Annotated in this window: 15 protein-coding genes; 9 read left to right on the top strand and 6 right to left on the bottom strand. The window is 73.1% G+C overall.

What is annotated here, in order from left to right; translation table 11 throughout:
• Window positions 1-293: hypothetical protein (locus D6689_15325; protein ID RMH39916.1), on the bottom strand; the 293-nt coding region annotated here is incomplete at its 3' end.
• Window positions 294-306: 13 nt separating this feature from the next.
• Between D6689_15325 and D6689_15320 the strand changes: the two genes are divergently transcribed.
• Genes D6689_15320 through D6689_15300 form a run of 5 tightly spaced genes read left to right on the top strand, consistent with a single transcriptional unit; the run spans window position 307 to window position 7,271 of the window.
• A complete protein-coding gene (locus tag D6689_15320) occupies window positions 307-2,346 on the top strand; it encodes a pyruvate dehydrogenase complex E1 component subunit beta (protein ID RMH39918.1) in 2,040 nt (679 codons plus the stop codon).
• A gap of 2 nt (window positions 2,347-2,348) precedes the next feature.
• A complete protein-coding gene (locus D6689_15315; GenBank protein RMH39915.1) occupies window positions 2,349-3,782 on the top strand; it encodes a pyruvate dehydrogenase complex dihydrolipoamide acetyltransferase in 1,434 nt (477 codons plus the stop codon).
• A gap of 22 nt (window positions 3,783-3,804) precedes the next feature.
• The gene (lpdA, locus tag D6689_15310; GenBank protein RMH39914.1) at window positions 3,805-5,205 is read left to right on the top strand and encodes a dihydrolipoyl dehydrogenase; all 1,401 of its coding nucleotides are present in this window, start codon (window positions 3,805-3,807) and stop codon (window positions 5,203-5,205) included.
• Window positions 5,165-6,157: a lipoyl synthase gene (gene lipA, locus D6689_15305; GenBank protein ID RMH39913.1), complete on the top strand. Its 993-nt coding sequence runs from the start codon at window positions 5,165-5,167 to the stop codon at window positions 6,155-6,157. Before lpdA ends, lipA begins: the two co-directional genes overlap by 41 nt.
• A 10-nt stretch (window positions 6,158-6,167) precedes the next feature.
• A complete protein-coding gene (locus tag D6689_15300) occupies window positions 6,168-7,271 on the top strand; it encodes a hypothetical protein (protein ID RMH39912.1) in 1,104 nt (367 codons plus the stop codon).
• Window positions 7,272-7,382: 111 nt separating this feature from the next.
• On the opposite strand, the gene D6689_15295 is transcribed toward D6689_15300, so the two are convergent.
• From D6689_15295 to D6689_15280, 4 genes are read right to left on the bottom strand one after another with little or no spacing between them, the layout of a single operon-like run.
• On the bottom strand, window positions 7,383-8,765 hold the full coding sequence (locus tag D6689_15295) for a serine/threonine protein kinase (protein ID RMH39911.1): 1,383 nt from the start codon (window positions 8,763-8,765) through the stop codon (window positions 7,383-7,385).
• Between the two features lie 55 nt (window positions 8,766-8,820).
• The gene (locus tag D6689_15290; GenBank protein RMH39910.1) at window positions 8,821-9,750 is read right to left on the bottom strand and encodes a serine acetyltransferase; all 930 of its coding nucleotides are present in this window, start codon (window positions 9,748-9,750) and stop codon (window positions 8,821-8,823) included.
• Between the two features lie 4 nt (window positions 9,751-9,754).
• Window positions 9,755-10,792: a carbon-nitrogen hydrolase family protein gene (locus D6689_15285; GenBank protein ID RMH39909.1), complete on the bottom strand. Its 1,038-nt coding sequence runs from the start codon at window positions 10,790-10,792 to the stop codon at window positions 9,755-9,757.
• The gene (locus D6689_15280) at window positions 10,789-11,667 is read right to left on the bottom strand and encodes a hypothetical protein (protein ID RMH39917.1); all 879 of its coding nucleotides are present in this window, start codon (window positions 11,665-11,667) and stop codon (window positions 10,789-10,791) included. The genes D6689_15285 and D6689_15280 overlap by 4 nt, the downstream gene beginning before the upstream one ends.
• 156 nt (window positions 11,668-11,823) lie before the next feature.
• Here D6689_15280 and D6689_15275 point away from each other — a divergent pair, with 156 nt between their 5' ends.
• A complete protein-coding gene (locus D6689_15275) occupies window positions 11,824-12,900 on the top strand; it encodes a hypothetical protein (protein RMH39908.1) in 1,077 nt (358 codons plus the stop codon).
• A gap of 48 nt (window positions 12,901-12,948) precedes the next feature.
• Here D6689_15275 and D6689_15270 read toward each other — a convergent pair whose 3' ends face one another.
• Window positions 12,949-14,733, bottom strand: coding sequence for a tetratricopeptide repeat protein (locus tag D6689_15270; protein RMH39907.1), 1,785 nt, complete (start codon window positions 14,731-14,733; stop codon window positions 12,949-12,951).
• A 47-nt stretch (window positions 14,734-14,780) separates the two neighbouring features.
• Here D6689_15270 and D6689_15265 point away from each other — a divergent pair, with 47 nt between their 5' ends.
• From D6689_15265 to D6689_15255, 3 genes are all read left to right on the top strand, one after another.
• The gene (locus D6689_15265) at window positions 14,781-17,135 is read left to right on the top strand and encodes a PBP1A family penicillin-binding protein (GenBank protein RMH39906.1); all 2,355 of its coding nucleotides are present in this window, start codon (window positions 14,781-14,783) and stop codon (window positions 17,133-17,135) included.
• Window positions 17,136-17,190: 55 nt separating this feature from the next.
• On the top strand, window positions 17,191-17,685 hold the full coding sequence (locus D6689_15260) for a hypothetical protein (GenBank protein RMH39905.1): 495 nt from the start codon (window positions 17,191-17,193) through the stop codon (window positions 17,683-17,685).
• A 148-nt stretch (window positions 17,686-17,833) separates the two neighbouring features.
• Entirely contained in the window at window positions 17,834-18,493 is a 660-nt protein-coding gene (locus tag D6689_15255; protein RMH39904.1) for a MotA/TolQ/ExbB proton channel family protein, read from the top strand.
• Window positions 18,494-18,707: the final 214 nt, after the last annotated feature.

Raw genomic sequence — 18,707 nt, 5'->3', positions numbered from 1 at the left:
CGCATTGTCGTGCCGTGTTTGCGTCGGGGTCGGTCGTCGAGGGTCCATCGCACCCGGTATCGGCGCGCGCGCGCCGCGGTTGCGTGCCATCCGCCGCCGCGCCCCGTTTCCCGCCCCGCCCCCGCCCCGCCCGCGCGCGTCGCGCGACCGCCGCCGCGCGCCGCCGCCGGGCGTGCCGAAATGGCGCGATCGGCGCGCGCCGCGTCGACGACCGCAACGCGCGCGCGCGGCCCCGGTCCGGCGGCGGCGCCGCCGGCTTCGGCGGTTCGGCGCGTTGCGCGCCGCACCGGCACGACCGCTCGGACGATGGCGCGCCGGCACGGCGTTCGCTATGCTGCGCGCCCCCATGGCCACCACCGCAGACGCCCGCACCCGGATCGAACCCGACGACCTGCGCGCGCCGACCACCAAGGCGGAGCTGTTGCCGCTGTTCCGCCAGATGCTGGCGATCCGCCGCCTCGAGGAGGCCGCCGCCAAGGCCTACTCCTACGGCAAGATCGGCGGCTTCCTCCACCTCATCATCGGACAGGAGGCCGTGTGCGTGGGCGCCATCGCCGCCGCGACCGACGAGGACTACGTCGTCGCGACCTATCGCGAACACGGCCACGCCTACGCCCGCGGGGTCAGCGCCCGCGCGATCATGGCCGAGCTGTACGGGAAGAAGACGGGCGTGTGCCGCGGCCTCGGCGGCTCGATGCACATCTTCGATCGATCCCGCAATTTCCTCGGCGGCTACGGCATCGTCGGCGGCCACGTCCCGATCGCGTGCGGCGCCGCGTTCAAGGCCAAGTACAAGGGCGAAAAACGCGTCACCCTGTGCTTCTTCGGCGAGGGGGCGACGACGATCGGCGGGTTTCAGGAAGGCTTGGCGCTGGCGGCCCTGTGGAAGCTGCCGGTCGTGCTGATCTGCGAGAACAACCAGTACTCGATGGGCACGCCGCTGTACCGGTCGCTGGCGGTCGAGGACGTGTCGATGCGCGCGCTGGCCCACGGGATGGCGCGCGACCGGTTCGACGGCGACGACGTCGTCACCGTCAAGCGCCGCGTCGCCGACGCGATCGCGCGCGCCCGCGAGGGGGAACCGACGCTCGTCGAGGTGCGGACCTATCGCTTCCGGGGCCACTCGATGTCCGATCCCGGCCAGTACCGCACCAAGGAGGAGGTCGAGCAGTGGAAGAAGCGCGATCCGGTCGCGATCGCGCGCCGCCGCCTGCTCGAGGAGACGGACTGCACCGAACAGGAGATCCGCGAGATCGAGGCGTCGGTCAAACAGGAGATCGCCGACGCGGTGAAGTTTGCCGAGGACAGCCCGCCCGCGGACGAGTACCTGCCCTACGTCACCAAGGACTGATCGAGGAGTCGGCGATGCCCACGCTCAGCGTTCGCGAAGCCCTCAACCAGGCCATGTTCGAGGAGATGGAGCGCGATCCCGACGTGTTCCTCATGGGCGAGGAGGTCGGCCACTACCAGGGCGCGTACAAGGTCTCCCAGGGGCTGCTCCAGCACTTTTCGGAGCGCCGCGTGATCGACACGCCGATCGCCGAGATGGGGTTTGCCGGCGTCGGCATCGGCGCGGCGATGGTCGGCCTGCGGCCGATCGTCGAGTTCATGACGTTCAACTTCTCGCTGGTCGCGATCGACCAGATCGTCAACAACGCCGCGAAGATCTACCAGATGTCGGCCGGCCAGTTTCACGTGCCGATCGTGTTTCGCGGCCCGGGCGGCTCGGCGGTTCAGGTGGCGGCACAGCACTCGCAGGCGCTCGAATCGATGTATGCGCACGTACCGGGTCTCAAGGTCGTCATGCCGTCGACGCCGGCGGACGCCAAGGGGTTGCTCAAGGCGTCCATCCGCGACGACAACCCGGTCGTGTTCATCGAGAGCGAGACGCTGTACTCGGTCACCGGCGAGGTGCCGGACGGCGACCACGTCGTGCCGCTGGGCCGCGGAGACATCAAGCGCGTCGGCTCCGACGTGACGCTGGTCGCGTGGTCGCGCATGGTCCACATCTGCCTCGAGGCCGCCGACCAGCTCGCGCAGATCGGGGTGTCGGCCGAGGTCGTCGACCCGCGGACGCTGCGACCGCTCGACCGGCAGATCATCGTCGACAGCGTCCGCAAGACCGGGCGCTGCGTCGTCGTCCAGGAGGCCTGGCCGATGTGCAGCATGGCCGCCGAGATCGCGTTCATCGTCCAGCGAGAGTGTCTCGACTACCTCGACGCGCCGGTCGAGCGGGTCACCTCCGACGACGTGCCGATGCCCTACGCGCGCAGCCTCGAGTTGGAGGTGCTGCCCCAACCGCACGACGTCGTGGCCGCCGCCAAGCGCGTCCTCTACATGGAGTAACCATGGCGCAGATCATCGGATTGCCGAAGCTGTCGCCCACGATGGAGGAAGGCGTCCTCGTGCGGTGGGCAAAGAAGGAGGGAGACCGGGTCGAGCCCGGCGACCTCGTGGCCGAAATCGAGACCGACAAGGCGAACATGGACTTCACGCTCGAAGACGAGGGCGTGTTGCTCAAGCTGCTGGTCGACGAGGGAGAGACCGTCAAGCTGGGCGCGCCGGTCGCGATCCTCGGCGAGGAGGGCGAAGACGTGTCGGCGCTGCTCGATCAGGTACGTGCGCAGGCGGCTCCGGGGAGCGGGCCGGCGGCCGCGCCCGCGACGGAGGCCACGGGGCCGGCCCGGCCGGATGCGGCAGCGCCCGATTCCCCTGCAACCCACGCGGCACCGGCACCGGCACCCCCGCCTGCGGCGACGCCAGCTCCCGCCGAGCCGTCGCCGGCGCCGTCCGCGACCGCCGCCCCCCGGCCGGCCGACGCCGCGCGCCCCGCGGGGCGGTTGCTCGCATCGCCGCTGGCCAAGACGCTGGCGCTCGAGCTGGGCGTCGACCTGCGCGCGGTGCGCGGAACCGGCCCCGGCGGCCGCATCGTCGAACGCGACGTCCGCGCGGCCGCCCAGGCCGCCGCGGCCGCGCCGGCGGCCGGCGCGACCTCCGACGCCGCGGCCGCGCCGGCCCCGGACGCGTCCGGCGCGCCCGATTCGCGCGCGCTCGCGGTCGTCGCGCCGCGGTCGCTGTCGCTGCCCCCCGGCGACGACGATTACGTCGATCGCCCGCTGTCCGCGATGCGAAAGACGATCGCGCGGCGCCTCACCGAGGCCAAGCAGACGGTCCCGCACTTCTATTTGACCGCGGAGGCAGACGCCGAGCCCCTGCTCGCGTTCCGCGCCGCGCTCAACAAGCTGGTGCCGGCCGACGCGAAGGTGTCGATCAACGATCTGATCGTCAAGGCGGTCGCGCTGGCGCTGCGCCGCGTGCCGGAATGCAACGCGTCGTTCGCCGGCGACGCGCTCCGCTACTACGCGCGCGTCCACATCGGCGTCGCGGTGGCGCTCGACGACGGGCTCGTGACGCCGGTCGTGCGCGACGCGGACATCAAGTCGATCGGCACGATCAGCGCGGAAATCCGCGATCTCGCGCGCCGCGCGCGCGGCCGCCAGCTCAAGGCCCACGAGATCACCGGGTCGACGTTCTCGGTGTCCAACCTCGGCATGTTCGGCATCGACCACTTCGAGGCGGTCATCAATCCACCGGAAGGCGCGATCCTTGCGGTGGGAACGATTCGCGACGCGCCGGTGGTCGACCGCGACCGGGTGCGTCCCGGCAAGCGCATGGCGCTCACGATGTCCTGCGACCACCGCGTCATCGACGGCGCCCTCGGCGCGCGCTTCCTCGACGAGCTGGTCGACTTGCTGCAACAGCCGGAGCGACTGGCGTTGTGACCGCCGCGGAGGCCACGTCGCGATGACCGACTACGACGTCCTCGTGATCGGCGCCGGTCCCGGCGGCTACGTCGCGGCGATTCGCTGCGCGCAGCTCGGGCTGCGCACCGCGTGCGTCGAGCGCGCGGAACTCGGCGGCATCTGCCTGAACTGGGGCTGCATCCCGACCAAGGCGCTGCTTCGCTCGGCCGAGGTGCTGGAGCTGTGCCGGCGCGCGGGGGACTTCGGAGTGCGCGCCGACGGCGTCGCAGCCGACTTCGGCGCGATGGTCGCGCGCTCGCGCGCGATCGCCGCGAAGATCTCCAAGGGGGTCGCCTACCTATTTCGCAAAAACGGCGTCGAATCGATCGCGGGCACGGCACGGCTGCTCGGCGCCGGCAAGGTCGAGATCGCGGGCGACGCCGGATCCCGCACCGTGTCGGCCGAGCACATCATCGTCGCGACCGGTGCGCGCGCGCGGTCGTTGCCGGTCGCCCCGTTCGACGGCCGCGTGGTGTTGTCGTACCGCGAGGCGATGACCCTGCCGGCGGTGCCGGCGTCGCTGGTCGTCGTCGGCGCCGGCGCCATCGGCGTCGAGTTCGCGTCGCTGTACCGGTCGCTCGGCGCCGAGGTCACGATCGTCGAGTACGTCGACCGGCTGGTGCCACTCGAAGACGAGGACGTGTCGGCGGAGCTGGCGCGCGCGTTCAAAAAGCGCGGCATTCGGGTCGAGACCGGCTGCGAGGTCACGGCGGTGGAGGTGCGGGGCGATCGCGCCGCCGTGACCGTCGCGCGCCGGACGGACCCGGCCGCGCGCCACACGGTGGAGGCCGAACGCGTGCTCGTGTCGGTCGGCGTCGCGCCGAACACGGACGGCCTCGGCCTCGAGGACATCGGCGTCACCCTCGACCGCGGATTCATTCGCGTCGACGACGACCTGCGGACCGACGTGCGCGGCGTCTACGCGATCGGCGACGTGTGTACGGTCGGGCCGGCGCTGGCGCACGTGGCGAGCGCCCAGGGCGTCCAGGTCGCCGAGCACATCGCGGGCGCGGCGCCGGTGCGGATCGACTACGACTGCATTCCGGCGTGCACGTACTGCCATCCGGAGATCGCGTCGGTCGGGCTCACCGAGGCGCAGGCGCGCGCCCGCGGCATCGAGCTTCGCGTCGGCCGGTTCCCCTTCGGCCCCCTCGGCAAGACCGTGGCGGCGGGGGAGTACCCGGGGTTTGCCAAGTTCTTGTGGGACGCCCGCGACCATTCCCTCGTCGGCGCCCATCTCATCGGCCCCGCGGTCACCGATCTCATCGCCGAACCGACCCTCGCGAAGTCCACCGAGGTCAACGCCGAGAGCTTGATGCATACTGTTCACGCGCACCCGACGTTCGCCGAGGCGCTCAAGGGTGCGACCGAGGAAGCCTTTGGCCGAGCGATCGACATCTGACCGCCGGCCCGGCGCGGGTCGTCGCGTCGGGCTGCCCCTCGCCGGCGAGCCGGCGGCGCGCGTCCGCCGGCGGCATCCCGAATGGATCAAGGTCCGGCTGCCGACCGAGCGCGCGTTCTTCGACGTGCGACAGATGGTGCACGAGCTGTCGCTGCACACGGTGTGCGAGAGCGCGAGCTGCCCCAACATCGGCGAGTGCTGGAGTCGCCGGTCGCTCACCATCATGATTCTGGGCGACATCTGCACCCGGTCGTGCCGTTTTTGCGACGTCGCCACCGGGCGCCCGCTGCCGCCGGATCCGGACGAGCCGCGGCGGGTCGCCGAGATGCTCGCCCGCCTGCGGCTCGAGCACACGGTGATCACCTGCGTCGACCGCGACGACCTGCCCGACGGCGGCGCCGCGCACTGGGCCGCGACGATCCGCGCCGTCAAGGAGCGCTGTCCGCAGATGACGCTCGAAGTGCTCACGGGCGACTTCAAAGGCGACCCCGCGTGCGTCGACGTCGTGCTCGCGGCCGGCCCGGACGTGTTCGCGCACAACCTCGAGACCGTGCCGCGGCTGTCGCGAGAGGTGCGCGTGCAGGCCAGCTACCCGCGCAGCTACGCCGTACTCGAGCACGCCCGCGCGCGCGGCGCGATCACCAAGACCGGGCTGATGCTCGGCCTCGGCGAGACGGTCGACGAGGTGCGCGCCGTGCTGCGCGAGGTGCGGCAGCTCGGCGTCGACATCGTGACGCTCGGCCAGTACCTGCAGCCGTCGCCGCGCCACCTGCCGGTCGCGCGCTACGTGTCGCCCGACGAGTTCGCCGCGCTGGGCGACTACGCGCGCGAACTCGGCTTCCCGCACGTCGAGGCGGGCCCCCTGGTCCGGTCGAGCTACCACGCCGACGGCCAGGCCGACCTGGTGCGCGCGCTGCGACGCCGCGGCGCCGGGCCGGCGCCCGGCGCGTGACCCCGGCGGGATGCCGCCCGCGCGCCGCATCGTCCGACGGCGCGCGTCGGCCGGTCCTGCTACGATCGGCGTGGAGGTCTGTGGCATGGCCTGGTCGGGACGATGGGGATTGGTGGTCGCGGCCGCGGCGACCGCGTTGGCACCGGCGGCGAGCCGCGGCGACGAGCCCCGCCGCATCGCGACGCTCGCGCCGGACGGCTCGCCGTGGATGCGCATCCTCGAGCGCGGCGCCGCCGAGGTCGAGCGCCGCACCGGCGGGCGGATCAAGACCAAGTTCTACGCGGGCGGCTCGCAGGGCGACGAGCGCGACGTCGTCCGCAAGATGCGCCTCGGCCAGCTCGACGGCGCCGCGCTCACGTCGATCGGCCTCGGGATGATCTACCCGGGAATCCGGGTGCTGGAGCTGCCGTTCCTGTTCGAGTCCACGGGCGAGATCGACTACGTGCGCGCCAAGATGTGGCCGCATTTTCGCGAACAGTTCGCACAGCGCGGATTCGAGCTGTTGATCCCGGGCGACGTCGGCTGGATCCACGTGTTCACCAAACGTCCAATCCGCACTGCCGACGACCTGCAGCGGCTCAAGATGTGGGCGTGGACCGACGATCCGATCGTGCGCCGGCTGTTCAAGGCGATGGGCCTCGACGGCGTGCCGATGGGCGTGCCGGCGGTGCTGCCCGCGTTGCAGGCCGGGCGGATCGACGCCGCGTACGGCTCGGCGCTCGCCGCCGTCGCCCTGCAGTGGCACACGCAGGTCTCGTACATGATCGACCAACCGGTGGGCTACGGGCTGGGCGCGATGGTGATGCGCACCGACGTGTGGAACCGCGCGTCGCCGGCCGACCGCGCCGTCCAGGTCGAGGTCGCCGCGTCGCTCGCGCGCGAGTCGATCGCGCGCACGCGCCGCGACAATCGGCGGGCGCTCGCCGCCATGCGCAAGAACGGACTCGCGGTCGTGCCGGCGCCCGCCGACGTGGCCGCTCGCCTGCGGCAGGCGGCGGTAGCGCTGCGCGAGCAGCTCGTCGGCGAGGTGTACACCGCCGAGGAGCTGGCGATGGCGCTCCGCTACCGCGACGAGTACCGCGCGGCGCGCGCGGCGCGCGCCGCCGACCGCTAACGCGAGACCGAGCGGTCCGTCACCGCCGTCACAACGGGCCCGTCACCGCCGCCACAACGGGTCCGCCACCGCCGCTACAACGGGTCCGTCACCGCCGCTACAACGGGCCCGTCACAGCCGCCACAAATAGAACGCGGCGATCCCGCCGACGACGACCGCGCTGAGCACGAACACGACCCAGACCCACACGTTCGGCGCCGGCCGCGGCTGGAGGGCCGCGGGACCGCCGGCGACGAGCTCGCCGGCAGCGCGCTCGGCCGTCGCCCGCGCCCGCTCCAGCAGCTCCTGGTTCTTCCGGATCTCTTCGTCCTCGATGATGATCGAGTCGCTCGCCTCGATGGTGCGGTCGTCGGCCGGCCGCGGCGGCGCGCTGCGCTCGCGGATGACGATGCGCGTCGGGTCGTCGTCGCCGACGTCGTCCTCGGACTCGATGCGCACCTCGATCGAATCGGTCGCGTTGCTCGGCGGCGCGGCCGCCGCCCGCGCCTCGCCGCTGGCGCCGTCAGGCCCATGGAACGGCCCGCGCACCTGCGCGTGGGGCACCTCCTTGCGAGCGAGCGCCGAGGGGTGGATCAGGCCTTCCTGCAGGCAGCGGTCCCACGCGGCCATCAGCGCCTGCTCGGCTTCCGCCGCGGTCTTGAAGCGCTCGGCGGGGTCGCCCGCCAGCGCGCGCATCGCGACGTCCGCCAGCGGCTGCGGAATCGACGGATCGTACACCCGCGGCGACCGGGCGGTCCCGCGAATGACGTAGCCGTTGGTCGTCGGCGTGTCCGGTCCCTCGTACGGGATGCGGCCGGACAGAAGCTCGTAGAGCACGGCGCCCCACGCGAACACGTCCGCCTGCGGCGTGTACAGCCCCTCGCGGATCGCCTCGGGCGGCGCGTACCCCGGCGTGCCCATGAAGATGCCGGCCTGGGTGAGGTCGGAGTTCGGCATCCGCGCGATGCCGAAGTCGGCCAGCTTCCACCGCTCGTCGCCGGCGTGCAACACGTTCGCCGGCTTGACGTCGCGGTGCACGATCCCCTTGCCGTGGGCGAACGCGAGCGCGCTGGCCAGATCGCGCGCGATGTTGACCGCCTTCTGGATGGGCAACCGGACGCGGTCGAGCCGGTCGGCGAGCGACTCGCCGGGCAGATACTCGAGCACCATGAACGGCTGCTCGCCGTCGAGGCCGACGTCGAAGATGGTCACGATCGCCGGGTGCTGCATCTTGGCGGCGGCCTTGGCCTCGCGCTGGAACCGCTCGAAGTAGGCGCTGCGCCCTCGCCGGCCGATCTTGTCCGGCGCGACGATCGTCTTGATCGCGACGTCGCGCTCCAGGTCCGGGTCGCGTCCCTTGTAGACCACCCCCATCGCGCCCTTGCCGAGCACGCGGATGATCTCGTAGCGCCCGATCTTCTTGACGCCCTCGAGCGGCCGCGGCGCCTCGATGCCCGCCGCGTGGTAGCGCAGCCGCGTGCCCGTTCGCGGCCGGTCTGCTTGCAGGTCGCTCATCGGCTGCCCGCTCCCGACGATACCACGTCGGCGGCCGCCATCGCCGCCCCGCGCGTCACGGCCGCGCCGGCTCGACGCCCGCGAGCGTCACGCGCGCGCCCGGCGGAACCGACGACGTCACCCAGCAGTTGCCGCCGATCACCGCGCCGGCGCCGATCACCGTGTTGCCGCCGAGGATCGTCGCGCCCGAGTAGATCACGACGTCGTCCTCGATGGTCGGATGGCGCTTGCCGGTCGGACGGCCGGCGCCTCGCGGCACCGACAGCGCGCCGATCGTCACGCCCTGGTAGATGCGCACGCGATCCCCGATCACGGTGGTCTCGCCGATCACCACGCCGGTGCCGTGGTCGATGAAGAACGACCGGCCGATGCGCGCGCCGGGGTGGATGTCGATCCCCGTGCGGCTGTGCGCCAGCTCGGTCATCATGCGAGGGATGATCTTGGCGCCGAGGTCGAGCAGCGCGTGCGCGATCCGGTAGACGGAGATCGCGTACAGCCCCGGGTAGCAGAACACGACCTCGTCCGTGCCGGTCGCCGCCGGGTCGCCCTCGTAGTGGGCCTGTACGTCGAGCGCCAACTGCTGCCGCAGGCCGACGAGCTCGCCGAGGAACGCCTCCGTGATGACGTCGGCGCGCTCGGCACACTCGGGACAGTCGAGGTCCTGGGTGCCGCGCTCGAGCTGGCTCTTGTGGTGCAGTCCCCGGTACACCTGCCGGCGCAGCGTGCGCCGCAGCGACTCGACCCGCTCGCGCACGTAGTCGCGCAGCTCGGTCTCGGTCGCCCGCACGAGCCCCGGGCCGACGAAGCCGGGGAAGATGAGCGCCCGCGCCTGGTCGAGCACGCGGGCCACTTCGTCCATGCTGGGCAGCTCGTAGGAGCTGACGTGCTCCATCGCGCCGGAGCTGGTCCGGTAGCTGGCGAGCAGGGCATCGACGAGCGCCTCGCTGTCGGGCGCGCTGCGGCGGTGGCTGGCGTGCGTCCCCATCGTGCTACGGAGTGTAGCCGCCCCCGGCGCGGCCCGCCCGCGCGACGGCGACCTCGCCGGCGTCGACCACCGCGGCCACGACCGCCGCGGCGTCGGCCCGCTCGGCGCGCGCGAGGACGCGCACGCCGCCGCCGGTGCGCTCGAGAATCTCGGACGGCCCCTCGAACGCCCGGTCGAGCACGCGGCCGACGAGATGTGCGGTGACGCCGAAGCGCGCGCGGTGCAGGCCGGCGAGCGTGGCCGCGAGCCCCTCGCGGCGCCACTGGTCGCGCCGCAACAACCGCTCCCCCGGCTCGGCGAACACCCAGGGCGCGTCCCACGGCCACGGATTGGCCGCCGGGTTGGCGATCACGTCGCAGCCGGCGGCGTCGACGCGCGGGCCGACCGCCGCGAACCGCTCGCCGCGCGTGTGCGGCTCGCAAAACCCGTCGTAGCAGATCAACGTGGCGACCGAACCCCACTCGGTCCTGACGATCGGCACGGCGTCCGCGTCGCCGCGCGCGAGCCCGAGCCCGGTCGGACTCGCGTCCTCGAGCCCGGGCACCAGGTTGACCTTGGCGGTCGTCGCGACGCGCCGGCCCGACGGATCGAACGTGTCGCTGCTGTTGAACAGCTTGCCGCCGGGCGCCGCGCGCAGGTAACTGCCGCCGACGACCGTGGCGCGCAGGCGGCGCGCGGCGCGGCTGAACGCGGCGCGCGCGAGGTCGGCCGCGGGCGGCGCGAGCGCCAGCAGCGCAGCGCGACGCGGCGACAGCGTGCCGTGGTCGAGGGCTGCCCGGGCGAGCGCCCACGGTCGCGATGCCGCCAGGACCGCGATCGCCCGGTCGACCGTCGCCATCCGGCGCGCGCGCGCGGGCGCGAACGCGAGCATCGCGAGCGCGCCGACGTTTTCGGGAAACACCACGAGCCGGTGGTCGGCGCCCGCGCACGCGCCGGCGGCCGCCGCGGCATGCCGGTCCACCCACGCGGCGAATGCCGCGGGCGACGCGAGGTCGTCGGCGGTGACCCGCATCTGCACCGCGACCAGCGCGACCCGGGTCACGGCCGCCCCCGGCGAATCGCGGCGAGCGCCTCGTCCAGCCGCGACTCGGGAATCGTGACCCGCGTCGGCATCCCGCCGTCGAGCCCGAGCAGTTTGACGAAGTCGTAGCCCGAATCGAACCCGGCCGCGATCGTCACCATGCCGGAATCGCGCACGACGGCGACGTCGGCAAGTTGTTGCCCGCGCAACAACAGCTCGGTCTTGTCGTAGGGCGGCGGGTCGCGGCCCGCGTCGACGAACGCGTAGTTGTCGCGCACGACGTACCGGCGAGCGAGCGCCTCGGTACCCGCGTGGCGCCGCTGGAACTCCGCCTCGGCGCGCGCGATCGTCTCGTCATGGCCGGCGTGCTGCATGCCGCCGACGAGCCACAGCACGACCGCGCGCTTGAGTTCGTTGTCGCGAAAGCGCGCCCGCAGCGCGCGGTCGATGCGGCGCGCGATCGGTCCGGGCTCGCCCGTGCGCGTGTCGACGCAGCGCGCGTCGGCGTCGGCGCCCGGGTACGGTTCCCGTCCGCCGAGGATCCACTTCGCCGCGGCATACAGGCCGTCGAGGTCGAGGTGGCAGACGATCGTGTCGACCGGGCCGGCCCGGTCGACCACTTCGGGAGTGACCATTTCGGGACACGCGCCGTGCTCGGCCTTCGTCGCCAACACGAAGCGCGGGTCGTCCGCGTAGTCGGCGTGGCGCTCGTGATCGTGGTGGTCCACCCAGGCGGCGAGGCGCGCGCCGAGCCCCTCGATGAACGGGCGCGTCACCGCGTCGAACGACACGCCGCCGCCGGTCGCCGCGAACGCGATGTCCAGCACCGCGGCGCGCCCGTCGATCCGGTCGGCGCGGGGCAGCGCGCGCGGCGACGCGAACACCAGGTGCGGCAGCGCAGCGACGGTCGGCGTGGTCGGCACGGTCGTCCCATCATACCCGGGCGCCCTCGCCCCGCGGCGCACCGCGTCCCCGGGGCGGCCGGGCCGGCCCCCCGGCGGCGAGGGGGATTCAACTGGCAGAGTTCACCGAAATTTGGGATACTTGCCACCGTGCGGGGCCTGTCGCTCGTCCGTGGGTTGTCCGTCGCCGCCTGCGCGGCGATCGGGGTTGCCCTCGCGGGGTCGCCGGCCGCGAGCCCGCCTGCCGCCGCGACGAGGTCGCCGGCCGCGAGCCCGCCTGCCGCCGCGACGGGGTCGCCGGCCGCGAGCCCGACGGCGCCGCCGGCCGCCGCCGCGGCCGCGCGCGCCGCCCGCGAGCGCGCGATTCCCCGCCCACGCGCCACCGCCGGCGGCTTCCGCCTCGAGGGCGAACCCGCGATCGAGGTCCTGTTCGGCGACGCGGCCGGCTATCGGCGCCACATCGATGCGTTCTATCAGCTCGCCGGCGAGCTGCGCGACGCGCGCGCCGAGTTCGAGCGCTATGCGGCCGCCGCGCAGCGCACCCTCGCGGCACACCGCCGCGGCTGCCCGGTCGACGCGGTCGCGCCGCTGTACGCGGGCGCGCGCGACCGGGCGGACCGCTACCGCGCCGTCGGCGCCCGGCTCGAGGCGCACGTCGCCGCCATCGAGCGGCTCGACCGCCTCGGCGAGACGGCCGCCCTGCCGCCGGACTATCGCTGGCGCGCGCGCCGCGCCCCGCACGCCTACCGCGAGGCGCTGCGGGACTACCGCGAAATGCGCGCGGTGCTCGACCGCGAGCTGGCCGCCGATCTCGCATTCCACCGCTGCGATGCCGACGCCCTGGTCGCGGCGGCGCGCGCGTCCGGCGTGCCACCGCCGGACGCGCTATATGTTGCTCATACAACCGATGACGCGCCGCCGTCGACGAACGCCGGCCGGCGCGGTGCCACGGCCTCTCTCGCAGCCGTCGCCACCGACACCGCCACCTTCTTCGTCGACAACGGCGCGTGTCCGCGCGCCATCGCCGTTTACGTCGACGGCGCGCTGCTCGGCGAGGTGGCGGCCGGCGAACGAGCCGCGTTCCAGGCCGCCGCGGGCCGTCACGAGATGTGCCTTTTGCCCGCCGGATCGGCCGCTGCGTGCGGCGCGCCGGGCACCGTGCGCACGGCACACGTACACGACGGCTGGGCCGTCACGATGCGCTGCGCGCCGCGCGCGGCGCGGTGATCGCCGGCCGGGGCGACCGGCGCACACCAGGCGCCATCCGTCCGGCGCTCACGGGGCCGGCTGCGGCAACTCGATCCCGATCTCGCCGTCGACCGCGCGCCGCTGCATGCCGTCGAGCAGCGCGAGGTTGTGCCGCGCATCCTCGTGGTCCGGATCGAGCGCGAGCACGCGCTCGAAGGCGGCGCGCGCAGCGTCCGCGTCGCCGCGGCGCAGCGCGAGCACGCCCCGCAGGTAGTGCAGCCCGACGTGATCCGGATCGAGCGACAACCCCGCCTCGATCTGCGCGGCGGCGGCGTCGAGATCGCGCAGCGTCGAGTAGACCAGCGCGAGGTTGTAGCGGAGGCGCGCGCTCTCCGGCCGCCGGCGGACCGCGCGAACCAGGTACCACCGCGCCTCGCCGAGCCGGCCGGCGCGGTACAGGATCGACCCGAGGTTGTTGTACGTCTCGGGCAGATAGTCGGCGAATCGTTGCGCGCGCAAGAACACGCGCTTGGCCGCGGCGTCGTCGCCGGCGGCCACGTAGGCGCCGCCGAGCAGGAAGTACGGCCGCGGGTCGTCCGGGTGCGCGCGCAGCGCGCGCTTGTACAGCGCGATGGCGGCGCCCAGGTCGCCGCGCGCGCGGTACAGGTCGCCGAGGAACGCCAGCGCCAGCAGGTGGCGCGGATGGCGGTCGAGCACCGCGCGGTAGGTCGCGACCGCATCCTCCTGCCGGCCCGCCGCCGCGTAAGCGGCCGCGAGGTCGAGTTGCACCTCGACGTCGTCGGGCGCCAGTTCGCGGACGACCTCGAGCTCGCTCACCAGGTCGGCGGCGTCCCCGCGGGCTGCGTGGACCAGTACGAGAAGCCGCCGCGCGTCGAGCCGCTCCGGGGCCGCGGCCACGACCGCCTCGAGGTGATGGCGCGCGCGGTCGACGTCGCCGGCCTGCCAGTAGAGCCGGCCGAGGTCCAGCCGCAGGTCGACGTCCCACGGACGTTGGTCGACCAACTGTTCCAGCAACTCGCGAGCCCGTCGCTCTCGGCCTTCGTGCATCAACGCGCGCGCCTGGCCGGCGAGCGCGGCCGGATAGCCGGGGCGCAGCTCGAGGGCGTACGCGAACTGGCCGCGCGCGCGCGCCCACTGCTTCTTCCACAGGTGGACGACGCCGAGCAGCCGGTGGGCCGCGGCCAGCTTCGGATCGATGAACACCGCGCGCGCGAGCTGTTTGGCCGCGTAGCCCAGGTGGGGCTTGTGGTCGAGGCCGTGGATGTAGGCGAGCCCGCGGCCGAACAAGGTGAACGCGTAAAAGTCGCGCGTCGGCGCGCCGAACACGCCGCGGGCGCCGTCGGGCACCGGCACGCCGCCGCGGGCGCACAGCTCGCGGATCGCGCCGTCGACCATGACGTGAACGTCCTCGAACGAGCCGCGGTGCTGGACCTCGCCGATTCGCTCGACGCGATCACCGCGCGCGCGCCACAGTTGCACGACCAACACGAGCTGCCAGTCCGGCGCGCGGTCGACGGCGCCCGTCCACACCCATTCGGCTTGCGTGCGCGCCGCGAACGCGCGCACCGCGTCCGCGCCGATTCCCGCGGGCGGCCCGTCGGGGACGACCAGGGTGCCGTAGACCGGCCGCAGGCCCGGGTGCGCCTCGAGCTTCTCACCGAGGACGAACGGCACGGCGAGCCGCATCCACTCCAGCCCGCGCGCGCCGGATCGGTTGTCGAACGCCAGCACGCCGTACGGCACCGGCGCGCCCGGCGCGGGTTGCGCGCGCGCCGGACCGGCGATCGCCGCGACGGCGGCCGCCAGCACGGCCGCCGTGCCGCTGCGCTTGTGTTTTTCCGCGACCCCCATACCCTGTAAAGAGTTTGGTACGGCGCGGCGGGAAAGCAAACCGGCGAATGCGACGCTGGCGGATTTTTTCGCCGCTTCGCGTCGCGGCGTTGCTGATGGTCTACGGCACCTGTGCCGGCGCCGGCGCGCTGTACGCGATCGTCGGCGAACTCGACGCCGACCTGCCGCGCGATCTGCGCGTCGCGCTCGACTACCGGCCGCCGCAGGCGACGATCGTCTTCGCGGCCGACGGCGAACCGATCGGCCAGTTCTTTCTCGAACAGCGCTACCCGGTCGACCTCGACCGCGTTCCGCGCCACGTCCAGCAGGCGTTCGTGTCGGCCGAAGACCGGCGGTTCTGGGAGCACCAGGGCTTCGACGCGGCCGGGATCGCGCGCGCGGCGTGGGCGAATTTCCGCGGGCACGGCATCACCCAGGGCGCGTCGACGATCACCCAGCAGGTGATGCGCATGCTGATGCTCGGCCGCGAGAAGACCTACTACCGCAAGGCGCGCGAACTCATCTTGGCGTGGCGCGTCGAGCGGGAGCTGTCCAAGCGCGACATCCTGGAGATCTACCTCAATCACGTCTACCTCGGCGCGGGCGCCTACGGCGTGCAGGCCGCCGCGAAGGTGTACTTCGGCAAGGACGTCGGCGCGCTGTCGGTCGCCGAGGCGGCGATGCTCGCGGGGCTGCCGCAGAGCCCGTCGCGCTACTCGCCGGTCCGCGACTTCGCCGCGGCCAAGGCGCGCCAGCGCTACGTGCTCGACCGCATGGTGGCCGACGGTGCGCTCACGCGCCGCGCCGCCGACGCCGCATACGACGAGCCGCTCGGCATCGTGACGGATGCGGCGCCGCTCAATGCCGAGGTCGCGCCCTATTTCGTCGAACACGTCCGGCGCTGGGCGGTCGACCGGTACGGCGACCGCAGCGTGCTGCTCGGCGGCCTGCGCATCCACACCACCCTCGACAGCCGCAAGCAGCGCGCGGCGGAGGCGGCGGTGCGCGAGGGGCTCGAGGCGGCCGCCGCGTGGATCGGCTTCCGCGGGCCGATCGGGCACGTCGACGGCGCCGCGCTCGCCGCGTTCATCGAGGGGCCGCCGCGACCGGCCGGCGGCGATGGCCCGGCGGTCGACGCGCGCGGCCACCTGTTGCGCCACACGGCATACGTCGGCGCGGTCGTCGACGTGCGGGACGGCTGGCGCGCGCGCGTCGACGTCGACGTCGGTCCGGTCGCCGGCCGGCTGCGGCGGGACGACGCCCGCGCGGCGCTTCGCTGGCGGTCCGACCGAGGCGATCGGCTGCGCATCGGCGATCTCGTCGCGGTCAAGCTCGCGGCCGGCTCCGACCCCGCGGCCGGCGAAGTCGAGTGGGCGCTCGAGCAGCCGCCGGACGTCCAGGGCGCGCTGGTCGCCATCGACCCGGCCACCGGCCGCATCGAGGCGATGGTCGGCGGCTACGACTACCGCACCAGCCAGTTCAACCGCGCCGTGCAGGCGCGGCGGCAGGTCGGATCGTCGATCAAGCCGTTCATCTACGCCGCGGCGCTCGCGGCCGGCTACACCCACCTGTCCATCGTGCTCGACGCGCCCGTCGCGGTGCCGACGCCGACCGGAGTCTGGCGCCCGAAGAACTTCAAGCGCGAGTACCGCGGGCCGATCACCCTGCGCACGGCGCTGGCCGAGTCCGTCAACACCGTGAGCGTGCGGCTCGTCCAGGCCGTGGGGGCCGACGCCGTCGTCGACGTCATGCGCCGGCTCGGCATCCGGTCGCGATTTCCGATCCATCCCTCCATCGCGCTCGGCACCCCGGACGTGTCGCTGCTCGAGATGACCGCCGCGTACGCGGCGCTGCCCGCTGGCGGCCTGCGCGTCGACCCGCGCTTCGTCGACGTGGTGACGACCGCCGAGGGGGTCGTGCTCGAGGACCACCGCGCGGAGCGCCCGCACGACCGCGCGCTGTCGCCGCAGCTGGCCTACCTCGTCACCGACTTGATGCGCGGCGTGGTCCGGCGCGGCACCGCCAGGCGCGCGCGCGAACTCCGCCGGCCCGCCGCGGGCAAGACCGGCACCTCGTCGGAGTTCCGCGATGCGTGGTTCATCGGCTTCACGCCCGACGCCGTCGCGGGCGTGTGGGTCGGACGCGACGACTTCACGCCGATCGCGCACAACGCGACGGGCGGGCGGCTCGCGCTGCCGATCTGGCTGCGCTACATGCAGGCTGCGGAGGCGGGCCGGCCGATCCGCGAGTTTTCGCCGCCGGAGGACATCCTGTTCGTGCGCGCCAGCGAGCGCACCGGACGCCCCGCCCCGCCGGGCGCGCCGGACGCGGCCCTCGTGCCGATGCTGCGCGGGACGATCCCCGAGGCGTTCCTGGCGGCGGTCGAGCCGGCGGCGTTTCGCCCGCCGCCGCCGGCCCCGTAGTCGGTGGCGCGCCGGCGCCCGATCTCGTAGCATCGCCCACACGGAGGTTCGTCGTATGTCTCGCTCGATCTTTGCCGCGGCCGCTGCGCTCGCCGCGTACCTGGCCGCCTGCGACACCAGCGTCGGCGGCGGCGGCGCGGCCGACGCGGCCCCCGCGGCGCCCGACGCGTCGCCCGCCTGCGCCGAGGCCACGGCACACTCGGATCTGGCGTGGATCCAGGACAACATCTTCACGCCGAGCTGCGCCGCGTTCAGCGCGTGCCACATGGGCTCGGCCGCCCAGGCCGCCGGCCTCAACCTCGAGGCCGGCATGGCGCAGGCCGAGCTGGTCGACCAGGTCGCCGTGTCGCAGGGCCTCGAGGGGATGAACCTCGTCCTGGTGGTCCCCGGCGATTCGAACGCCAGCTACCTGATGACGATCATCGACCACGAGTCCAAGGGCGGACGCAGGTCCGGACCGCTGCCGACCGCGGGCACGATGCCGTTCAACAGCCCGCTGATGTGCGTCGAGAAGCGAGACGCGATCGCGCGGTGGATCGACTCGCTGTAGGCGCGGCGGCGCGCGCGCGAAGCCCGGAATCCTCGGTCAAGCGCTTGACAACACTGGCGCAAGCGCTTGACTCTACAGGCAGAAGAATCGTAAAACGACCGGGCCGGGGTTGTTGTGACCGGTCGGCCTCAAGCGGGGGAAGGAGTCCATGGACACCCTATCGGACGTCATCCAAAAAGGCGGCCCATTTTTCATCGTCAACATCTTCTTCCTGGCGATCGTCCTCGCCCTGATCACGGAGCGGACGATTTACTTCCTCGGCCGGGGGCACATCAACGCCAAGGCGTTCTTCGAGCAGATCAAGCGCCTGCTCGCCGCCAACAACATCGACCGCGCCAAGAAGCTGTGTGACGCCACGTCGGCGCCCGTGGCGCGCGTCGCCAAGGCGGGCCTGTCGCGGATCCACCGCGGCGAGGCGGCCGTCGCGCAGGCGATGGAAGAGACGATGGTCGACGTGTTGCCGGAGGTCAAGACGCGCATCGGCGCGCTGTGGTCGATGGCCAACATCGTCACCCTTACCGGTCTGCTCGGCACCGTGACCGGCCTCATCGCGACGTTCAACGCGGTCGGCAACGCGGCTCCCGCCGAACGCCAGGAAAAGCTGGCCGAGGGCATCGCGGAGGCGCTCTACAACACGACCGCGGGCCTGTCGATCGCCGTCATCTGTATGATCGCGCACCTGCTGCTGTCGACCGCGTCGAAGAAGGTCGTCGCGGATCTGGAGTCGTTCTCGCTGCGGCTCGAAAACATGCTCAGCGACAGCGGCCAGGCCGGCGCCGCCGCCCACGGCTCGCCGGACAACGGCTAGGAGGTCGTCGAAGCCGATTCGCGCCCGCACGCGCCAAGCCGATCGCCCAGTGACGAGCTAACTTTCCTCCACCGAACGGACGATGGATCTCGCCAAAGCGCACGCCAAGGCCCGTATGGCCATGAAGAAGCGCGAGGAGGAGATCGCGCAGGAGGAGCTCGAGTCCGGCGAGCTGAACCTCGTCCCCTACCTCGACATCGCGACCAACATCCTG

This window comes from Deltaproteobacteria bacterium (assembly GCA_003696105.1).
Taxonomy (GTDB): Bacteria; Myxococcota_A; Polyangia; order Haliangiales; family J016; genus J016.
Note: the sequence above shows the minus strand (reverse complement) of the source record. Positions and strands in the feature narration are given on the sequence as shown.

What these genes read in the sequence shown, in the direction of transcription:
- D6689_15320 (RMH39918.1), top strand. Translation starts at nt 307, where the DNA reads ATGGCGCGCCGGCACGGCGTTCGCTATGCTGCGCGCCCCCATGGCCAC.
- D6689_15315 (RMH39915.1), top strand. Translation starts at nt 2,349, where the DNA reads ATGGCGCAGATCATCGGATTGCCGAAGCTGTCGCCCACGATGGAGGAA.
- lpdA (RMH39914.1), top strand. Translation starts at nt 3,805, where the DNA reads ATGACCGACTACGACGTCCTCGTGATCGGCGCCGGTCCCGGCGGCTAC.
- D6689_15300 (RMH39912.1), top strand. Translation starts at nt 6,168, where the DNA reads ATGCCGCCCGCGCGCCGCATCGTCCGACGGCGCGCGTCGGCCGGTCCT.
- D6689_15295 (RMH39911.1), bottom strand. Translation starts at nt 8,765, where the DNA reads ATGAGCGACCTGCAAGCAGACCGGCCGCGAACGGGCACGCGGCTGCGC.
- D6689_15290 (RMH39910.1), bottom strand. Translation starts at nt 9,750, where the DNA reads ATGGGGACGCACGCCAGCCACCGCCGCAGCGCGCCCGACAGCGAGGCG.
- D6689_15270 (RMH39907.1), bottom strand. Translation starts at nt 14,733, where the DNA reads ATGGGGGTCGCGGAAAAACACAAGCGCAGCGGCACGGCGGCCGTGCTG.
- D6689_15265 (RMH39906.1), top strand. Translation starts at nt 14,781, where the DNA reads ATGCGACGCTGGCGGATTTTTTCGCCGCTTCGCGTCGCGGCGTTGCTG.
- D6689_15260 (RMH39905.1), top strand. Translation starts at nt 17,191, where the DNA reads ATGTCTCGCTCGATCTTTGCCGCGGCCGCTGCGCTCGCCGCGTACCTG.
- D6689_15255 (RMH39904.1), top strand. Translation starts at nt 17,834, where the DNA reads ATGGACACCCTATCGGACGTCATCCAAAAAGGCGGCCCATTTTTCATC.